Here is a 17,911-nt window from a genome sequence, read left to right on the forward strand (position 1 = left end):
ACGCCCGGTTACATTCCGAACCCGGAAGCTAAGCCTTTCAGCGCCGATGGTACTGCAGGGGGGACCCTGTGGGAGAGTAGGACGCCGCCGAACAACCCGCCCTTTTAGCTCAGTCGGCAGAGCGTCTCCATGGTAAGGAGAAGGTCAACGGTTCGATTCCGTTAAAGGGCTCAGAGAAAAGGCCCCCGCCATCTGGCGGGGGCCTTTTTGCGTTTCCGGACCGGAAGAAGCCGGCACGGGGAAAGCCGGCCCCCGAAGGGGCCGGCCTCCTCACTGGTGGTGGGGCTCCGGGATGCGGAGGGCCAGGATGGCCATGTCGTCGGAGGCGGGCTCCTGGGCGAAGCGCTCGACGGCCCGCAGGACGCGGGCGGCGACCGCGCCGGCCGTCAGGCCCGTACAGGTCCTGAGGACCTCCGTGAGGCCGTCGTCGCCCAGCATGCGGGTGCCCTCGCGGCGTTCCGTGACGCCGTCCGTGACGCACAGCAGGACGTCGCCCGGGTCCAGGGTGACCGTCTGCTCGTACAGCTCCAGGTCGTCCATGACGCCGAGGAGCGGCTGCGGGTCGGCCGCCGGGCGGACGACGCCGTCCTGGCTCAGGCGCAGCGGCAGCGGGTGGCCGGCGCAGACGACCTTCAGGACGGCCGAGCCGTCCTCCTGCGGGCGCAGCTCGCCGTACAGCAGCGTCAGGAAGCGGCTGCGGGCGCCCTCGTCGAGGATGGCCGCGTTCAGGCGCTCCAGGACGGCCGGGCCGCCGAAGCCCTCGCGGGCCAGCAGGCGCAGGGCGTGACGGGCCAGGCCGGTGACGGCGGCGGCCTCGGGGCCCGTGCCGCAGACGTCGCCGATGGCGAAGCCGTAGGTACCGTCCCGGATGGGGAACAGGTCGTAGAAGTCGCCGCCGACCTCGTTGCCCTCGCCCGCGGCGCGGTAGATGACGTCGACCTCGACGCCGGGGATGTCGGGGAGGCCGGGCGGCAGGAGGCTGCGCTGGAGGGACTGGCTGATGGCCACGCGCTCGGAGTAGAGCCGGGCGTTGTCCAGGGCCAGGGCGGCCCGGCGGGACAGGTCCTCGGCGAGTTCGAGGATCTCCTGGCGGAAGTGGTCGTCGGTGGGCTTGCCCAGGGTGAGCATGCCGATGACGCGGTTGCGGGCGACGAGCGGCAGGACGACGGTCTCGCCGCCGACGGCGGCCGCCGTGGCGAGCGTCGTGTTGATGCCCGAGGACACCGGGCTGCCGGGGCCGCCGAGCTCGCGCATGGAGGCGCCGAGCGCGGCGCGGTGGGCTGCGTCGCCGGGAGCGGTCCAGACGCGGGCGCCGGGAGTGGGCACCGGGTCGGGCGGTGAGATGGACGAGAGCAGGGCCTTCAGGCCGTCGATGAGGTCCTCGTCCTCGTGCAGGACGTAGGAGAGGTACGGGTCGGAGGCCTGGTCGGCGATCGTGTAGACGGCGCACCAGGTGGCCAGGGTGGGGACCGTCATCTGGGCCATGAGGGCCAGGGTCTGGTCGCGGTCGAGGGTGCCGGCCAGCAGGTCGGAGGCCTCGACGAGGAAGCTGAGGGAGCCGCGGCGGAGGCGTTCGAGTTCGCCGAGGCGGGCGGACTCGACGGCCAGGGCGATGCGGTCGGCGGCGAACTGGAGGCGCAGGGCCTCCTCGTTGGAGTAGCGGTTGGGGCCTTCGGCGGCGACGCCGAGGGAGCCGGTGAGGCGGCCCTCGACCTTGAGCGGGACCGTGACGACCGAGCGCATGCCGGTGCCCTCGAGGAGCGGTACGGCGCCGGGGACGGCGGCCAGGTCCTCGTGGACGGCGGGCATGCGGGCGGAGCCGTAGCGGCTGGCGCCGGTCTCGACGGGGACGCGGGCGAAGCGCTGGCGGGCGGAGGGCAGGCCCGTGGTGGCCCGTACCTCGAGTTCGGTCTCGTCGTCGGTGGCGAGGAGCAGGAAGGCGGAGTCGCCGTCGAGCATGTCGCGGGCGCGTTCGACGGTGCGCTGGAGGAGGCCGTCGAGGTCGTCGGGGGCCGGGGAGCCGATGAAGACCTCGAAGGGGTCGGCGCTGGTGCGGCTGTCGGCGCCGGTGTCGGAGCCCGCGGAGCGCTGCGGCGTCTGGAGGACGGCGCGCTCGTGTTCGCGGACGAGGAGGCAGACGGTGGACGGCTCGCCCTGGGCGTCGCGGACGCGCAGGTGGGAGGCGTAGACGGGGATGACGCGGCCGTCGGCGCAGCGGATGCCGTAGCTGCCTTCCCAGCGGGAGAGGCGGAGGGCCTCGGCGAGGCCGGTGCCGATGCCGGGCGTGTGGGGCCAGGCGGCGAGGTCGCCCAGCGGCTTGCCGGTGACCTGCTCGGAGCTGTAACCGAACAGCTCCTCGGCGTCCTCGTTCCAGGCCGTGATGGCGCCGCTGCCGTCGATCTGGGCGACGGCGACGCGGACGCGGCTGTCGGCGAGCGGGAGGAGCGGGTCGGGCAGGACGGGGCCCGCGGAGCGGGTGCCGACGGGGCGCTCGGGCAGGTCGAGGTGGAACCAGACGTGTTTGCGGGTGGGGCTGTAGTCGACGCCCCAGCGGGAGGCGAGGGCGGCGCACAGCAGAAGGCCCCGGCCGTTCTCACGGTCGGGGCTGCCCATGGACCGTCCGTGCTGGACGGGGATCTCGCGCTCGGGGTAGCGGTCGGCGACTTCGATGCGGACGCCGTCGTCGCCGCGCAGGCACAGGACGTCGGCGGCGGTGCCGGCGTGGATGACGGCGTTGGTGACGAGTTCGCTGGTGAGGACGACGGCGTCGTCGACGACCTCGCCGTAGCCCCAGCCCTGGAGGGTGTCCCGGACGAAGGCGCGGGCGGTCGCGACGGACCGTCCGACGGGTTCGAAACTGGCAGCCGCCCGCGCGGTGATCACTGAACTCCTCGTACGCGTCTCGACGCCCGGCTCTGCCATGGTCGGTCTGCCCCTCCCGCTGTCCGTGCTCGTCTCGCGCTCGTTCGCGCCGTCCCGCCCCCGCCGGGCGACCGGGGCGCTGGACAGCCGGATGCCAGGTTACTTACCTTCGCTGTCCCAGCGGATGCCGGTTCCCGCTGTTTCCGTCTCTCGGACGTGGGGACGTTGTGCGAAGCTGCCGAACTGTTATGGCCTGGTTCGGCCCCGGTGAAACACTGGGCAGGCTGACTGGGCAGGCTGGTAGCGAGGACCGAACGGTACGGTCGACCCCTTCGGGAGGGACACGGTGGAGTCTGGCACGACGACGCGTCGCGGTGGCGGCGCGCGGACGAAGGGCGGCAGCCGGTCCCGGGGCGGCGGGGGCACGGTGCAGGTCGACGCCGCTGCCCTGCACCGGCTGCTGGCCGCTCTGGTGTCGATGCGGGACGGGAACTTCCGCAAGCGGTTGACGGTCTCGGGCGACGGGACGATGGCGGAGATCGCCGCCGTCTTCAACGAGGTCGCGGACCGGCAGACGCATCTGACCGGTGAGCTCTCGCGGGTGCGCCGGGTGGTGGGCCGCGAGGGCAAGCTGTCGGAGCGGCTGGAGACCGGGGCCGGTGAGGGCGCCTGGGCGGCGGCCGTCGAGGCGGCGAACGCGCTGGTGGACGAGCTGGCGCGGCCGGTGTCCGAGGTCGGGCGGGTGCTCTCGGCGGTGGCCGAGGGTGATCTGGGGCAGCGGATGGAGCTGCGCTCGGAGGGCGTCGACGGGTTGACGCGGCCGCTGCGGGGCGAGTTCCTGAAGGTCGCCCGTACGGTGAACAACCTGGTCGACCAGCTGTCGGTGTTCACGGACGAGGTGACCCGGGTCGCCCTGGAGGTGGGCACGGAGGGCATTCTGGGCGGTCAGGCCCAGGTGCGCGGCATGTCCGGTTCGTGGAAGGACCTCACGGACTCGGTCAACACCATGGCGAACCGGCTGACGGCGCAGGTGCGGGACATCGCACTGGTCACGACGGCGGTGGCGAACGGTGATCTGTCGCAGAAGGTCACGGCGAACGTGGCCGGCGAGATGCTGGAGCTGAAGAACACCGTCAACCGGATGGTGGACCAGCTGTCGTCGTTCTCGTCCGAGGTGACCCGGGTGGCCCGTGAGGTGGGCACGGAGGGCGAGCTGGGCGGTCAGGCCGAGGTGGCCGGTGTCGCCGGTGTGTGGAAGGACCTCACGGATTCCGTCAACACGATGGCGGGAAACCTGACCAATCAGGTGAGGGGTATCGCCGAGGTCACCACGGCGGTGGCCAACGGCGACCTGTCGCAGAAGGTGCGGGTGTCGGCGCGCGGTGAGATCGCGCAGCTCGCGGACACGATCAACCAGATGACGGAGACGCTGCGGACGTTCGCGGACGAGGTGACCCGTGTCTCGGGCGAGGTCGGCGCGCAGGGTCTGCTCGGCGGTCAGGCGCAGGTGCCGGGCGCGGCGGGCACGTGGAAGGACCTGACCGACTCGGTCAACACCGTCTTCCGGAACATCACCACGCAGGTGCGGGACATCGCGCAGGTGACCACGGCGGTGGCGAACGGTGATCTGTCGCAGAAGGTCACGGTGGACGTGGCCGGCGAGATGCTGGAGCTGAAGAACACCGTCAACACAATGGTCGACCAGCTGTCCGCGTTCGGTTCCGAGGTGACCCGGGTGGCGCGGGAGGTCGGCGTCGAGGGTCTGCTCGGCGGCCAGGCCGAGGTGCCGGGCGCGGCGGGCACGTGGAAGGACCTCACGGACTCCGTGAACACGGCGTTCCGCAACCTGACGGGTCAGGTGCGGGACATCGCGCAGGTGACCACGGCGGTGGCGAACGGTGATCTGTCGCAGAAGGTCACGGTGGACGTGGCCGGCGAGATGCTGGAGCTGAAGAACACCGTCAACACGATGGTGTCGCAGCTGTCGTCGTTCGCGGACCAGGTGACGCGGATGGCGCGGGACGTGGGCACCGAGGGCCGCCTCGGCGGTCAGGCGCGGGTGGACGGTGTGTCGGGCCGGTGGCGTGAGCTGACCGACTCGGTGAACTTCATGGCCGGCAACCTGACGTCGCAGGTACGGCAGATCGCCCAGGTGACGACGGCCGTGGCCCGGGGCGACCTGAGCCAGAAGATCGACGTGGACGCGCGCGGCGAGATCCTGGAGCTGAAGAACACCATCAACACGATGGTCGACCAGCTCTCGGCGTTCGCGGACCAGGTGACCCGGGTGGCCCGCGAGGTGGGCACCGACGGCCGGCTGGGCGGTCAGGCGCAGGTGCCGGGCGTCGCGGGTGTGTGGCGGGACCTGACGGACTCGGTGAACGGCATGGCCGGGAACCTGACGGCCCAGGTGCGCAACATCGCGCAGGTCGCCACCGCGGTGGCGCGCGGTGACCTGTCGCAGAAGATCGACGTGGACGCGCGCGGCGAGATCCTGGAGCTGAAGAACACCCTCAACACGATGGTGGACCAGCTGTCGAGCTTCGCCGAGCAGGTGACCCGGGTGGCCCGTGAGGTGGGCACGGAGGGCATCCTGGGCGGTCAGGCCGAGGTGCAGGGCGTCTCCGGCACCTGGAAGGACCTGACCCAGTCGGTGAACTTCATGGCGAACAACCTGACCTTCCAGGTCCGGAACATCGCCGAGGTCACCACCGCGGTCGCCCGCGGTGACCTGTCGAAGAAGATCACCGTCGACGCCAAGGGCGAGATCCTGGAGCTGGTGACGACCGTCAACACGATGGTCGACCAGCTGTCGAACTTCGCCGACGAGGTGACCCGGGTGGCCCGTGAGGTGGGCACCGAGGGCATCCTCGGCGGTCAGGCCCGGGTGCGCGGCGTGACCGGCATCTGGAAGGACCTGAGCGACAACGTCAACCTGATGGCCAACAACCTGACCAGTCAGGTGCGGAACATCTCCCGGGTCTCCGCGGCCGTCGCCAACGGCGACCTGACGAAGAAGGTCACGGTCGAGGCGCGGGGCGAGGTCGCCGAGCTCGCCGACACCGTCAACACGATGGTGACGACCCTGTCCTCGTTCGCCGACGAGGTGACCCGGGTGGCCCGGGAGGTGGGCACCGAGGGCATCCTCGGCGGCCAGGCCCGGGTGCCCGGTGTCTCGGGCACCTGGAAGGACCTGACCGAGTCGGTGAACTCGATGGCCGACAACCTGACCGGCCAGGTGCGTCAGATCGCGGCCGTCACCACCGCCATCGCCAAGGGCGACCTCACCAAGAAGATCGACATCGACGCGCGCGGCGAGATCCAGGAGCTGAAGAGCACCATCAACACGATGGTCGACCAGCTGTCGAACTTCGCCGAGGAGGTCACGCGCGTGGCCCGCGAGGTGGGCACGGACGGGCAGCTGGGCGGTCAGGCGCGGGTGCGGGACGTGGAGGGCACCTGGTGGGACCTGACGGAGTCGGTGAACGAGATGGCCGGGAACCTGACCCGTCAGGTGCGCGCCATCGCCGCCGTCGCCACCGCGGTGACCCGCGGCGACCTCAACGTCAAGATCGACGGTGTGGACGCGGCCGGTGAGATCCAGGCCCTGCAGGACAACATCAACACCATGATCGCGAACCTGCGCGACACCACGCTCGCCAACGACGAGCAGGACTGGCTGAAGGGCAACCTGGCCCGTATCTCCGGTCTGATGCAGGGCCGTCGTGACCTCGACGACGTCGCCTCGCTCATCATGAGCGAGCTGACACCGGTGGTCTCCGCGCAGCACGGCGCCTTCTTCGTGGCGATGCCGACCGGCTCCGCCAACAGCGACGCCGAACCGGTGGGCGAGGGCGAGGGCTCGTACGAGCTGCGGATGCGCGGCAGTTACGGCTACTCGGCCGGCTCCATGCCGACGTCGTTCCGGCCGGGCGAGACGCTCATCGGAACGGCCGCGGAGGAGAAGCGGACCATCCAGGTCAACGTGCCGCCGGGCTATCTGAAGATCTCCTCCGGTCTGGGCGAGGCCTCGCCGGCCCATGTGATCGTGCTGCCGGTGCTGTTCGAGGGCCGGGTCCTGGGTGTGATCGAGCTGGCGTCCTTCCAGCCGTTCACGCAGATCCAGCGGGACTTCCTCAACCAGATCGCCGAGCTCATCGCGACCACCGTCAACACCATCAGCGTCAACACCCGCACCGAGGTGCTGCTCCAGCAGTCGCAGGAGCTCACCGAGCAGCTGCGGGAGCGGTCGGCGGAGCTGGAGCACCGGCAGAAGGAGCTGCAGAACTCCAACGCGGAGCTGGAGGACAAGGCGGAGCTGCTCGCCCGTCAGAACCGGGACATCGAGGTGAAGAACACCGAGATCGAGGAGGCCCGGCAGGTCCTGGAGGAGCGTGCCGAGCAGCTCGCGGTCTCCATGCGCTACAAGTCCGAGTTCCTGGCGAACATGTCGCACGAGCTGCGCACGCCGCTCAACTCGCTGCTGATCCTGGCGAAGCTGCTCGCCGACAACGCCGACACGAACCTGACGCCCAAGCAGGTCGAGTTCGCCGAGACCATCCACGGGGCCGGCTCCGACCTGCTCCAGCTGATCAACGACATCCTCGACCTGTCGAAGGTGGAGGCGGGCAAGATGGACGTCTCGCCCACCCGGATCGCGCTGGTGCAGCTCGTCGACTACGTGGAGGCCACCTTCCGGCCGCTGACCGCGGAGAAGGGGCTGGACTTCTCGGTGCGGGTCTCGCCGGAGCTGCCGGCGACGCTGCACACCGACGAGCAGCGGCTGCTGCAGGTGCTGCGCAACCTGCTGTCGAACGCGGTGAAGTTCACCGACACCGGGGCCGTGGAGCTGGTGATCCGGCCGGCGGGCGCGGACGTGCCGCAGTCGATCCGGGAGCAGCTCCTGGAGGCCGGGGCGCTGCGCGACCCGGAGGCCGAGATGATCGCGTTCTCGGTGACGGACACCGGCATCGGCATCGCGGCCGGCAAGATGCGGGTGATCTTCGAGGCGTTCAAGCAGGCCGACGGCACCACCAGCCGCAAGTACGGCGGCACCGGCCTCGGTCTGTCGATCAGCCGGGAGATCGCCCGGCTGCTGGGCGGCGAGATCTACGCGGCGAGCGAGCCGGGCCGCGGCTCGACCTTCACGCTGTACCTGCCGCTGAACCCGACCGCGCCCGCGTACGGCGGCCAGGGCCAGGACCAGCAGGACCCGGAGGACCACTCCGGGACCGAGGCGGAGACGGGCGAGGGCCTGCTGCCCTTCGCGCCGGCCCCGGTGCGCACCGAGGCCAGGTCCGGTGCTGGTGCGCTGTTCCGGCACCGCCGCAAGAGCGTGGAGCAGCGGGCGCAGCTGCCCGGGCAGCCGGGCAAGGACGGCCAGTCCGCCGCCGGCGAGGAGCGACCGGAGCCCGATCCGCGTCCGGTCTTCTCCTTCGCGGGCGAGAAGGTGCTGATCGTCGACGACGACATCCGCAACGTGTTCGCGCTGACCAGCGTGCTGGAGCAGCACGGTCTGGCGGTGCTGTACGCGGAGAACGGGCGGGAGGGCATCGAGGTCCTGGAGCAGCACGACGACGTGTCGGTGGTGCTGATGGACATCATGATGCCGGAGATGGACGGTTACGCGACGACGACGGCGATCCGGCGGATGCCGCAGTTCGCCGGGCTGCCGATCATCGCGCTGACCGCCAAGGCGATGAAGGGCGACCGGGAGAAGGCGATCGAGTCGGGAGCGTCGGACTACGTGACGAAGCCCGTCGATCCCGATCACCTGCTGACGGTGATGGAGCAGTGGATGCGGGGCGAGGGCCGCTGAGACGCCGATGACGGGCCGTCGCCACACGGGTGTGAGAGCCCGCCGGACGGGGAACCTTCTGGTCTCCCACCGCGTTCGAAGGAGGGGCACGGATTGCGTGCTCCGTGACAATGCGGTGACAGGGTGTGGCGACGGGCGGGGTGCGGCTACGATGACCGGCACAAGGACGGACGGCGCATGGGAGTCGTCTTCTGGGGCGGCGCCCGGTGCTTCCCCCGGCTCGCGGAGCCGGCGGGAGACAGTGCCGGGGCGAGGAGGACGGGGCATGGTGCAGAAGGCCAAGATCCTCCTGGTCGATGACCGGCCGGAGAATCTGCTGGCGCTGGAGGCCATTCTCTCCGCGCTCGATCAGACACTGGTGCGGGCATCGTCCGGGGAGGAAGCGCTCAAGGCGCTGCTGACGGACGATTTCGCGGTCATCCTGCTGGACGTCCAGATGCCCGGCATGGACGGTTTCGAGACGGCGGCGCACATCAAGCGGCGGGAGCGGACCCGGGACATCCCGATCATCTTCCTCACCGCCATCAACCACGGGCCCCACCACACCTTCCGCGGTTACGCGGCGGGCGCGGTCGACTACATCTCGAAGCCCTTCGACCCGTGGGTGCTGCGCGCGAAGGTCTCGGTCTTCGTCGACCTGTACATGAAGAACTGTCAGCTGCGCGAACAGGCCGCGCTGCTCCGGCTCCAGCTGGAGGGCGGCGCCAACGGCGGCCAGGGCAGCCAGTCCGCCGGACTGCTCGCCGAGCTGTCCGCCCGGCTCGCGGCGGTCGAGGAGCAGGCCGAGGCGCTGTCCAAGCAGCTCGACGACGACTCCGCGGACGCGGCGGCCGTCGCCACCGCCGCGCATCTGGAGCGCAAGCTCACCGGACTGCGCCGGGCCCTCGACGCGCTGGAGCCGGGCACGGGCGGAGTGCCGCCGCTGCCCTCGCAGAACTGACGCCGGGTCACCGCGCCGGCGCCGGCCGTGAGCGGGCGTCAGTTTCCCGCCGTCGTGGGCACGACACGAACGGGTGAGCGCCGGTTGCGCTGTTTCACCGGCGGTGTACGCAGGTAACCTCAGCATCATGGCCTCACGTACGTCCGGCAAGGGTTCCCAGGGCACGGCGGGCACCGCGAAGCCGCGCGCCGGCCGTACGACCGGCACCGCGAAGAAAGCGGCGCCCGCCACGTCAGCCGCCAAGTCCCCCGCGAAGCCTCCCGCGAAGAAGGCGCCGGCCAGGAAGGCCGCGCCCGCCAAGCGCGCGCCCGCGCGCAAGACCGCGGCGAAGAGGCCCGCGCCGTCGCCCACCGGCGGGATCTACCGGCTGGTGCGCGGCCTCTGGCTCGGCCTCGCGCACGGCGTGGGCGCCATGTTCCGGGGCATAGGGCGGGGCGCCAAGGGCCTCGACCCGGCGCACCGCAAGGACGGACTCGCGCTGCTCCTGCTCGGCGTCGCCCTGGTCGTCGCCGCCGGCACCTGGTCGAATCTGCGCGGGCCCGTCGGCGACCTGGTGGAGATGCTCGTCACCGGCGCCTTCGGACGGCTCGACCTGCTCGTACCGCTGCTGGTCGGCGCGATCGGCGTGCGGCTGATCCTCTACCCGGAGAAGCCCGAGGCCAACGGCCGGATCGTCATCGGTCTGTCCGCGCTGGTCATCGGCGTGCTCGGGCAGGTCCACATCGCGTGCGGCTCGCCCGGCCGGGACGACGGCACCGAGGCCATGCAGGACGCGGGCGGGCTGATCGGCTGGGCCGCCTCGAAGCCGCTCGTCTTCATGACGGGCGAGGTCCTCGCCGTGCCGCTGCTCCTGCTGCTGACGATCTTCGGGCTGCTCGTCGTCACCGCCACGCCCGTCAACGCCATCCCGCAGCGGCTGCGCGCCCTCGGCGCCCGGCTCGGCCTCGTCGAACCGGCCTACGACCTCGAGGAGGAAGCGGCCCCGGACGGCTACGGCGACGACTGGCGCGACGAGAGCCCGAGGCCGGCCAGGCCGCGGCGCCGCGCGCCCGGCGCCGGTCCGGGCGCCGACGGATACGACCCGGACCGCGCCGAGGCCGCCGCCCTGGAGCGGCGCGGCCGGGTCCGTCGTACGCCGTCCGCGTCGTCCTTCGACACCGGCGGGCTCGATCCGGTCGACGTGGCCGCCGCCGCGGCCGCCGCGCTGGACGGCGCCGTCCTCAACGGCATGCCGCCGTCCCCGCTCGTCGCCGACCTGACCCGTGACGTCACCGCCGAGCGGGCCGCCGCCCTGGCCGCCGGCGAGGCGGAGACGGACCAGGACGCGGACCCGGCGGCCGACCCGACGGCCGACGGCGAGGCCCCGGAGGGCCGGGTGCCGACCGCCCGGGGCGCGGCCGGCGCCGTCAAGGAGCGGCCGGCCGGCGCGGTGCCCGACCTGACGAAGCCGGCGCCCCAGCCGACCGACCTGCCGCCGCGGGCCGAGCAGCTCCAGCTCGCCGGCGACATCACGTACGCCCTGCCCTCCATGGACCTCCTGGAGCGCGGCGGCCCCGGCAAGACCCGCAGCGCCGCCAACGACGCCGTCGTCGAGTCGCTCACCAACGTCTTCGCCGAGTTCAAGGTCGACGCGGCCGTCACCGGCTTCACCCGCGGCCCGACGGTCACCCGGTACGAGGTCGAGCTCGGCCCGGCCGTCAAGGTCGAGAAGATCATCGCGCTCACCAAGAACATCGCGTACGCCGTGGCCAGCCCCGACGTGCGGATCATCTCGCCGATCCCGGGCAAGTCCGCGGTCGGCATCGAGATCCCGAACACCGACCGCGAGATGGTCAAGCTCGGCGACGTGCTGCGCCTGGCCGAGGCGGCGGAGGACGACCACCCGATGCTGGTGGCGCTCGGCAAGGACGTCGAGGGCGGCTACGTGATGGCCAACCTGGCGAAGATGCCGCACATCCTGGTCGCCGGCGCCACCGGATCCGGCAAGTCCTCGTGCATCAACTGCCTGATCACCTCGGTGATGATAAGAGCGACCCCGGAGGACGTCCGGATGGTCCTCGTCGACCCCAAGCGGGTCGAGCTCACCGCGTACGAGGGCATCCCGCACCTGATCACGCCGATCATCACCAACCCGAAGCGGGCCGCCGAGGCCCTGCAGTGGGTGGTGCGCGAGATGGACCTGCGCTACGACGACCTGGCCGCCTTCGGCTTCCGGCACATCGACGACTTCAACCAGGCGATCCGGGACGGCAAGGTGCAGCTGCCGCCGGGCAGCGAGCGCGAGCTCAAGACCTACCCGTACCTCCTGGTGATCGTCGACGAGCTCGCCGACCTGATGATGGTCGCGCCCCGGGACGTCGAGGACGCGATCGTGCGCATCACCCAGCTGGCCCGCGCCGCCGGCATCCACCTGGTGCTCGCCACCCAGCGGCCCTCCGTGGACGTCGTCACCGGTCTGATCAAGGCGAACGTGCCCTCCAGGCTCGCCTTCGCCACCTCCTCGCTCGCCGACAGCCGGGTCATCCTCGACCAGCCCGGCGCCGAGAAACTGATCGGCAAGGGCGACGGGCTCTTCCTGCCGATGGGCGCCAACAAGCCCGTCCGCATGCAGGGCGCCTTCGTCACCGAGCACGAGGTCGCCGGCGTCGTCCAGCACTGCAAGGACCAGATGGCGCCCGTCTTCCGGGACGACGTCACCGTCGGCACCAAGCAGAAGAAGGAGATCGACGAGGAGATCGGCGACGACCTCGACCTGCTGTGCCAGGCCGCCGAGCTGGTCGTGTCGACCCAGTTCGGCTCCACCTCGATGCTCCAGCGCAAGCTGCGCGTCGGCTTCGCGAAGGCCGGCCGGCTCATGGACCTGATGGAGTCGCGCAACATCGTGGGCCCGAGCGAGGGTTCCAAGGCGCGGGACGTGCTGGTCAAGCCGGACGAGCTGGACGCGGTGCTCGACGTCATCCGGGGCGGGGACGGGGGAGCCTAGGCCGTCCGGCGGAGACGCGAGAGCCTGGGCCGAGTCCGGCGAGGGCGGGGGAGCGGTCGCCCGGCGGTGGGCGACCGCGGGCCTCCGGCGGCGGGTGGCTGCCGTAACGAGACCCGGCCGAGACTCACTCGTAAGGGAACCAGGGCAACCGTTTCCCTTGGCCGTACGTCAAGTTGGAGGGAGGGACAGCACCATGTCCCAGCCTCATGGCGTACAAACGACGCCCGCCCGGTTGCCCCACCCTTTCGTACCACCCATAGACTGAACGTCCAGCAGGTGGCTACACGCTCGAAAGGCGCTCTCGTGTCCATCGGCAACTCCCCCGAATCCCCCGAAGACGACCGGAACTTCCCGGCAGATGACCGGGATTCGATCGGTCGTGCCCTTCAGCAGGCCCGTGTCGCCGCCGGTCTCACCGTCGAAGAGGTCAGCGCCTCCACCCGGGTGCGCGTCCCGATCGTGCACGCGATCGAGGAGGGCGACTTCTCGCGCTGCGGCGGCGACGTCTACGCCCGCGGGCACATCCGCACGCTCGCGCGCGCCGTGGGGCTCGATCCGGCACCGCTGGTCGAGCAGTACGACGCCGAGCACGGCGGCCGCCCGTCGCCCACTCCCGCCGCACCGCTGTTCGAGGCGGAGCGCATCCGCCCCGAGCCCCGCCGGCCCAACTGGACCGCCGCCATGGTCGCGGCGATCGTGGCCGTCGTCGGCTTCGTCGGCTTCACGATGTTCAACGGGACCGACGGGCAGGCCGGCCCTGGCGCGGTCGCCGAGGGCCCGGCCCCGGCCACCAAGTCCGCCGCCGCCCCCGCCAAGCCCAAGCCGGCCAGGCCGAACCCCAAGCCCGCGCCGTCCGACAGCGCCATCGCGGCGGTCCCGCAGGACAAGGTCACCGTCAAGCTGACCGCGACCGACGACAAGAGCTGGATCTCGGCCAAGGCCCACGACGGCAAGCTGCTCTTCGACGGGCTCCTGAACGCGGGCGAGTCCAAGACCTTCCAGGACGACGAGCGGATCGACCTCATCCTCGGCAACGCCGGGCCGATCGAGCTCTACGTCAACGGCAAGAAGATCGAGGACTCGTTCGAGTCCGGCCAGGTCGAGCGCCTGTCCTACACCAAGGGCGACCCCCAGGCCGGCTGACCGCCGCGACCGTATGTGACGGCCGTCGCGCGGGTGAACCCTGCGCGACGGAGGTACGGCCGGGACGAAGTAGTCTTGAGTCCATGCCCGAACGCCGTACCGTCGCCCTTGTCACTCTCGGCTGCGCCCGTAACGAGGTGGACTCGGAGGAGCTCGCAGGCCGCTTGGCAGCGGACGGCTGGGAGCTCGTCGAGAACGCCGAGGACGCAGACGTCGCCGTCGTCAACACCTGTGGCTTCGTCGAAGCCGCCAAGAAGGACTCCGTCGACGCCCTCCTCGAAGCCAATGATCTGAAGGACCACGGCCGCACCCAGGCCGTCGTCGCCGTCGGCTGCATGGCCGAGCGCTACGGCAAGGAGCTCGCCGAAGCCCTTCCCGAGGCCGACGGCGTGCTCGGCTTCGACGACTACGCCGACATCTCCACCCGCCTCCAGACCATCCTCAGCGGTGGCAGCGTCGAGGCCCACACCCCGCGCGACCGGCGCAAGCTGCTGCCGCTGTCCCCGGTGGAGCGCCAGAAGGCGGCCGCGACCGTGGCCCTGCCCGGACACGGCGACGCCGCCACGGAGGCCGCCTCCGGCGCCGTGGCGCCCGCAGCGCCCGTGGCGCCCGAGGACGAGGCCGCCGACCTGACGGACCTCCCCGAGGGCCTCGCGCCCGCCTCCGGGCCGCGCGCGCCGCTGCGCCGCCGCCTGGACACCAGCCCCGTCGCCTCCGTGAAGCTGGCCTCCGGCTGCGACCGGCGCTGCTCCTTCTGCGCCATCCCGTCCTTCCGCGGCTCCTTCGTCTCGCGCCGCCCCTCGGACGTGCTCAACGAGACCCGCTGGCTCGCCGAGCAGGGCGTCAAGGAGGTCATGCTGGTCTCCGAGAACAACACCTCCTACGGCAAGGACCTCGGCGACATCCGCCTCCTGGAGAGCCTGCTGCCCGAGCTCGCGGCCGTCGACGGCATCGAGCGCGTCCGGGTCAGCTACCTCCAGCCCGCCGAAATGCGCCCCGGCCTGATCGACGTGCTCACCTCGACCGAGAAGGTCGTGCCCTACTTCGACCTGTCCTTCCAGCACAGCGCCCCGGACGTGCTGCGGGCGATGCGCCGCTTCGGCGACACCGACCGCTTCCTGGAGCTCCTGGAGACCATCCGCAGCAAGGCTCCGACCGCCGGCGCCCGCTCCAACTTCATCGTCGGCTTCCCCGGCGAGACGGAGGCGGACTTCGCCGAGCTGGAACGCTTCGTCACCCACGCCCGCCTCGACGCCATCGGCGTCTTCGGCTACTCCGACGAGGACGGCACCGAGGCCGCCGGCTACGAGCACAAGCTCGACCAGGACGTGGTCGACGCCCGCCTCGCCCACCTGTCCCGGCTCGCCGAGGAGCTGACCGCCCAGCGCGCGGAAGAGCGGATCGGCGAGACCCTGGAAGTACTGGTCGAGTCCTTCGACGAGGAGGAGGACGGCTGGATCGGCCGGGCCGCGCACCAGGCGCCCGAGACCGACGGCCAGGTGCTCCTGCCTGCGGACTCGGCCGAGGGCCTCGACCTGGCCCCGGGCCGTATGGTCAGGGCCAAGGTCGTCGACACCGAGGGCGTCGACCTGGTGGCCGAGTGTCTCTTCGAGGAGGCGGGCAGATGACCGGAGTCCCGGCATCCGCGACGGGCGGGACCGGTAGGCCGGCGCCCCGCGGCAAGCTGGGCACTGCGGCCGTCAACCAGGCCAGCCTGTGGAACATCGCAAACATCCTGACCATGATCCGGCTCGTGCTCGTGCCGGGCTTCGTGGTGCTGCTGCTCCAGGACGGCGGACACGACCCGGTGTGGCGCGCCTGGGCGTGGGCGGCGTTCGCGGTGGCCATGATCACGGACGTCTTCGACGGGCACCTGGCCCGGGCGTACAACCTGGTCACGGACTTCGGGAAGATCGCCGACCCGATCGCCGACAAGGCGATCATGGCGGCCGGTCTGATCTGTCTGTCCTCGCTCGGCGACCTGCCGTGGTGGGTGACGGGAGTGATCCTCGCGCGTGAGCTCGGGATCACGCTGATGCGGTTCTGGGTGATCCGGCACGGGGTCATTCCGGCCAGCCGCGGCGGCAAGATGAAGACGCTGGCGCAGGGCACGGCGGTGGGCATGTACGTGCTCGCGCTCACCGGTCCACTCGCCACCTTCCGCTTCTGGGTGATGGCGGTCGCCGTCGTGCTGACGGTCGTCACCGGTCTGGACTATGTGCGACAGGCCGTCGTGCTGCGCCGCCGGGGACTCGCGGCGGAGCGCGCGGAGGCCGCCGGCGCCGCTCCGGCGCGGCCGGAGCCGCAGCCGGACGCCCTGGCCCAGGCGGAGGCCGCAGCGGCGCCGGCGGAGGCCGGGGCGCGGCCGGAGCGCACGGAGGCGACGGCCTCGGGAGCGACGGCCTCGGGGGCGCCGAGGCCGGGAGCGACGGGCTCGGGGGCCGACGCGCGATGAACGAGGCCGCCCGGGTGCTGGAGCTGCTCGCGGAGCGTGGTCACACGCTGGCCGTCGCGGAGTCCCTCACGGGCGGTCTGGTGGCCGCGGAGCTCACCGGAGTGCCCGGAGCCTCGGCGTCCTTCCGCGGCTCCGTCACGGCCTACGCCACGGCCCTCAAGGAGCGACTGCTCGGCGTCGACGGGGCCCTGCTCGCGGAGCGCGGGGCGGTCGACCCGGAGGTGGCGCTGCAGATGGCGGCCGGTGTACGCGACCGGCTCGGCGCCGACTGGGGCGTCTCGACCACCGGTGTGGCGGGGCCCGAGCCGCAGGACGGGCAGCCGGTGGGGACGGTGTACGTGGCCGTCGCCGGTCCGCCGGGGCCGGAGTCCGGAGCCGCCGGGGCGGGGAAGGTGGCCGCGTTGAGGTTGAACGGCGACCGAGCGGAAATCCGTAGAGAGAGTGTACGGAGCGTGCTCGAATTGCTGGGTGAACTGCTCGGCGACGAACACTCGGAAAATGCGCGGGCACAGGATACGGAACAGAACGGGGGAGATTGATGTTTGCAGCCATGAGTGAACACGACATCGCTCCCCGCACGGCCGCGGCGCGAGGCGGTACGGTGGGGCGTGAAGGATGCGGCTACGCGGTCCGAGGAGGGAGCCACCGATGATTCTGCTCCGTCGCCTGTTGGGTGACGTGCTGCGTCGGCAGCGCCAGCGCCAGGGCCGTACTCTGCGCGAAGTCTCCTCGTCCGCCCGAGTCTCACTCGGCTATCTCTCCGAGGTGGAGCGGGGGCAGAAGGAGGCTTCCTCCGAGCTGCTCTCCGCGATCTGCGACGCGCTGGACGTACGGATGTCCGAGCTCATGCGTGAAGTGAGCGACGAGCTGTCGCTGGCCGAACTGGCCGAGTCGGCAGCGGCGAGCGAACCGGTGCCGGCGCCGGTGCGACCGATGCTCAATTCGGTGTCGGTGACGTCGGTGGCCGGTGTGCCCACCGAGCGGGTGACCATCAAGGCGCCCGCCGAGGCCGTGGACGTCGTCGCCGCCTGAGAACCGAAACGGGGTCAAGCCCCGGTCGGTGCCCCGTCGTGGGCCCGGCCGGGGCTTTTCTCCTTTCCGCTCGGGACTTTGGTCCGGTAATCAGTTGATTGCGTTTGAGATGCCGGATTCCGGTCATGCGTGCCATGGTGGGGGAACCCCCGTACGACCGAACGGAGAGAGTGCGCATGTCTGTCGTGAAGAGCTCCCTGTCCGACGCCGACCTGAAGACGGTCGGCAACGCCTTGCAGGGTGCGCTGGTCGACCTGGTCGACCTCGCGCTGGTGGCCAAGCAGGTCCACTGGAACGTGGTCGGGCCCCGTTTCCGTTCCGTCCACCTCCAGCTCGACGAGGTCGTCACCACCGCCCGGACCCACTCCGACACGGTGGCCGAGCGCGCCTCGGCGATCGGCGTGAACCCGGACGGGCGCGCGGCGACGGTGGCCTCGGGCAGCGCGATCGGAGCCGTGCCGGAGGGCTGGATCAAGGACGACCAGGCGGTACGGATCCTCGTGGACGCGCTCGGCGCCGTGACGGCGCGGATGCGTGAGCGCATCGAGGCGACCGAGCAGCCGGACCCGGTGACCCAGGACATCCTCATCGGCCTCACTGCGGACCTCGAGAAGCACGCCTGGATGTTCCAGGCCGAGAGCGCCTGACCGTGGCGATACGCGTGGTGTGCGCCCGGTC

At 71.3% G+C, this 17,911-nt stretch carries 10 protein-coding genes, 1 tRNA gene and 1 rRNA gene; 11 read left to right on the forward strand and 1 reads right to left on the reverse strand.

What is annotated here, in order from left to right:
- A 5S ribosomal RNA gene (gene rrf, locus ACIGO8_RS24125) occupies window positions 1-93 on the forward strand; the annotation flags it as partial.
- Between the two features lie 5 nt (window positions 94-98).
- A tRNA-Thr gene (locus ACIGO8_RS24130) sits at window positions 99-171 on the forward strand.
- Window positions 172-270: 99 nt separating this feature from the next.
- Here the strand turns inward: ACIGO8_RS24130 and ACIGO8_RS24135 are convergent.
- Window positions 271-2,922 carry a SpoIIE family protein phosphatase gene (locus ACIGO8_RS24135; protein WP_399734303.1) on the reverse strand — a complete coding sequence of 884 codons (2,652 nt, stop codon included), beginning with the start codon at window positions 2,920-2,922 and terminating at the stop codon, window positions 271-273.
- Between the two features lie 286 nt (window positions 2,923-3,208).
- Here ACIGO8_RS24135 and ACIGO8_RS24140 point away from each other — a divergent pair, with 286 nt between their 5' ends.
- From ACIGO8_RS24140 to ACIGO8_RS24180, 9 genes are all read left to right on the forward strand, one after another.
- A complete protein-coding gene (locus ACIGO8_RS24140) occupies window positions 3,209-8,680 on the forward strand; it encodes a HAMP domain-containing protein (RefSeq protein ID WP_399734306.1) in 5,472 nt (1,823 codons plus the stop codon).
- Window positions 8,681-8,945: 265 nt separating this feature from the next.
- Window positions 8,946-9,620, forward strand: a complete 675-nt coding sequence (locus tag ACIGO8_RS24145; RefSeq protein WP_399734309.1) for a two-component system response regulator — start codon at window positions 8,946-8,948, stop codon at window positions 9,618-9,620.
- 127 nt (window positions 9,621-9,747) lie between these two features.
- Window positions 9,748-12,603, forward strand: a complete 2,856-nt coding sequence (locus ACIGO8_RS24150; RefSeq protein WP_399734312.1) for a DNA translocase FtsK — start codon at window positions 9,748-9,750, stop codon at window positions 12,601-12,603.
- A 303-nt stretch (window positions 12,604-12,906) separates the two neighbouring features.
- The gene (locus ACIGO8_RS24155) at window positions 12,907-13,746 is read left to right on the forward strand and encodes a helix-turn-helix domain-containing protein (RefSeq protein ID WP_399734314.1); all 840 of its coding nucleotides are present in this window, start codon (window positions 12,907-12,909) and stop codon (window positions 13,744-13,746) included.
- Between the two features lie 83 nt (window positions 13,747-13,829).
- On the forward strand, window positions 13,830-15,374 hold the full coding sequence (gene rimO, locus ACIGO8_RS24160) for a 30S ribosomal protein S12 methylthiotransferase RimO (protein WP_399734317.1): 1,545 nt from the start codon (window positions 13,830-13,832) through the stop codon (window positions 15,372-15,374).
- Complete coding sequence (gene pgsA / locus ACIGO8_RS24165; protein ID WP_399734320.1) at window positions 15,371-16,201, forward strand: CDP-diacylglycerol--glycerol-3-phosphate 3-phosphatidyltransferase; 831 nt, start codon at window positions 15,371-15,373, stop codon at window positions 16,199-16,201. The genes rimO and pgsA overlap by 4 nt, the downstream gene beginning before the upstream one ends.
- The gene (locus ACIGO8_RS24170) at window positions 16,198-16,740 is read left to right on the forward strand and encodes a CinA family protein (RefSeq protein WP_399734322.1); all 543 of its coding nucleotides are present in this window, start codon (window positions 16,198-16,200) and stop codon (window positions 16,738-16,740) included. Before pgsA ends, ACIGO8_RS24170 begins: the two co-directional genes overlap by 4 nt.
- 109 nt (window positions 16,741-16,849) lie before the next feature.
- Window positions 16,850-17,233, forward strand: a complete 384-nt coding sequence (locus ACIGO8_RS24175) for a helix-turn-helix domain-containing protein (RefSeq protein ID WP_019889909.1) — start codon at window positions 16,850-16,852, stop codon at window positions 17,231-17,233.
- 176 nt (window positions 17,234-17,409) lie between these two features.
- On the forward strand, window positions 17,410-17,880 hold the full coding sequence (locus tag ACIGO8_RS24180; RefSeq protein WP_399734326.1) for a Dps family protein: 471 nt from the start codon (window positions 17,410-17,412) through the stop codon (window positions 17,878-17,880).
- Window positions 17,881-17,911: the final 31 nt, after the last annotated feature.

Origin of the sequence: Streptomyces sp. NPDC053493 (genome assembly GCF_044544825.1) — a bacterium.
In the GTDB taxonomy this organism is placed as follows: Bacteria; Actinomycetota; Actinomycetes; order Streptomycetales; family Streptomycetaceae; genus Streptomyces.

Excerpts from the sequence above, each read along its gene's own strand:
- ACIGO8_RS24135 (WP_399734303.1), bottom strand. The coding sequence starts at position 2,922 with ATGGCAGAGCCGGGCGTCGAGACGCGTACGAGGAGTTCAGTGATCACC.
- ACIGO8_RS24145 (WP_399734309.1), top strand. The coding sequence starts at position 8,946 with ATGGTGCAGAAGGCCAAGATCCTCCTGGTCGATGACCGGCCGGAGAAT.
- ACIGO8_RS24150 (WP_399734312.1), top strand. The coding sequence starts at position 9,748 with ATGGCCTCACGTACGTCCGGCAAGGGTTCCCAGGGCACGGCGGGCACC.
- rimO (WP_399734317.1), top strand. The coding sequence starts at position 13,830 with ATGCCCGAACGCCGTACCGTCGCCCTTGTCACTCTCGGCTGCGCCCGT.
- pgsA (WP_399734320.1), top strand. The coding sequence starts at position 15,371 with ATGACCGGAGTCCCGGCATCCGCGACGGGCGGGACCGGTAGGCCGGCG.
- ACIGO8_RS24170 (WP_399734322.1), top strand. The coding sequence starts at position 16,198 with ATGAACGAGGCCGCCCGGGTGCTGGAGCTGCTCGCGGAGCGTGGTCAC.
- ACIGO8_RS24175 (WP_019889909.1), top strand. The coding sequence starts at position 16,850 with ATGATTCTGCTCCGTCGCCTGTTGGGTGACGTGCTGCGTCGGCAGCGC.
- ACIGO8_RS24180 (WP_399734326.1), top strand. The coding sequence starts at position 17,410 with ATGTCTGTCGTGAAGAGCTCCCTGTCCGACGCCGACCTGAAGACGGTC.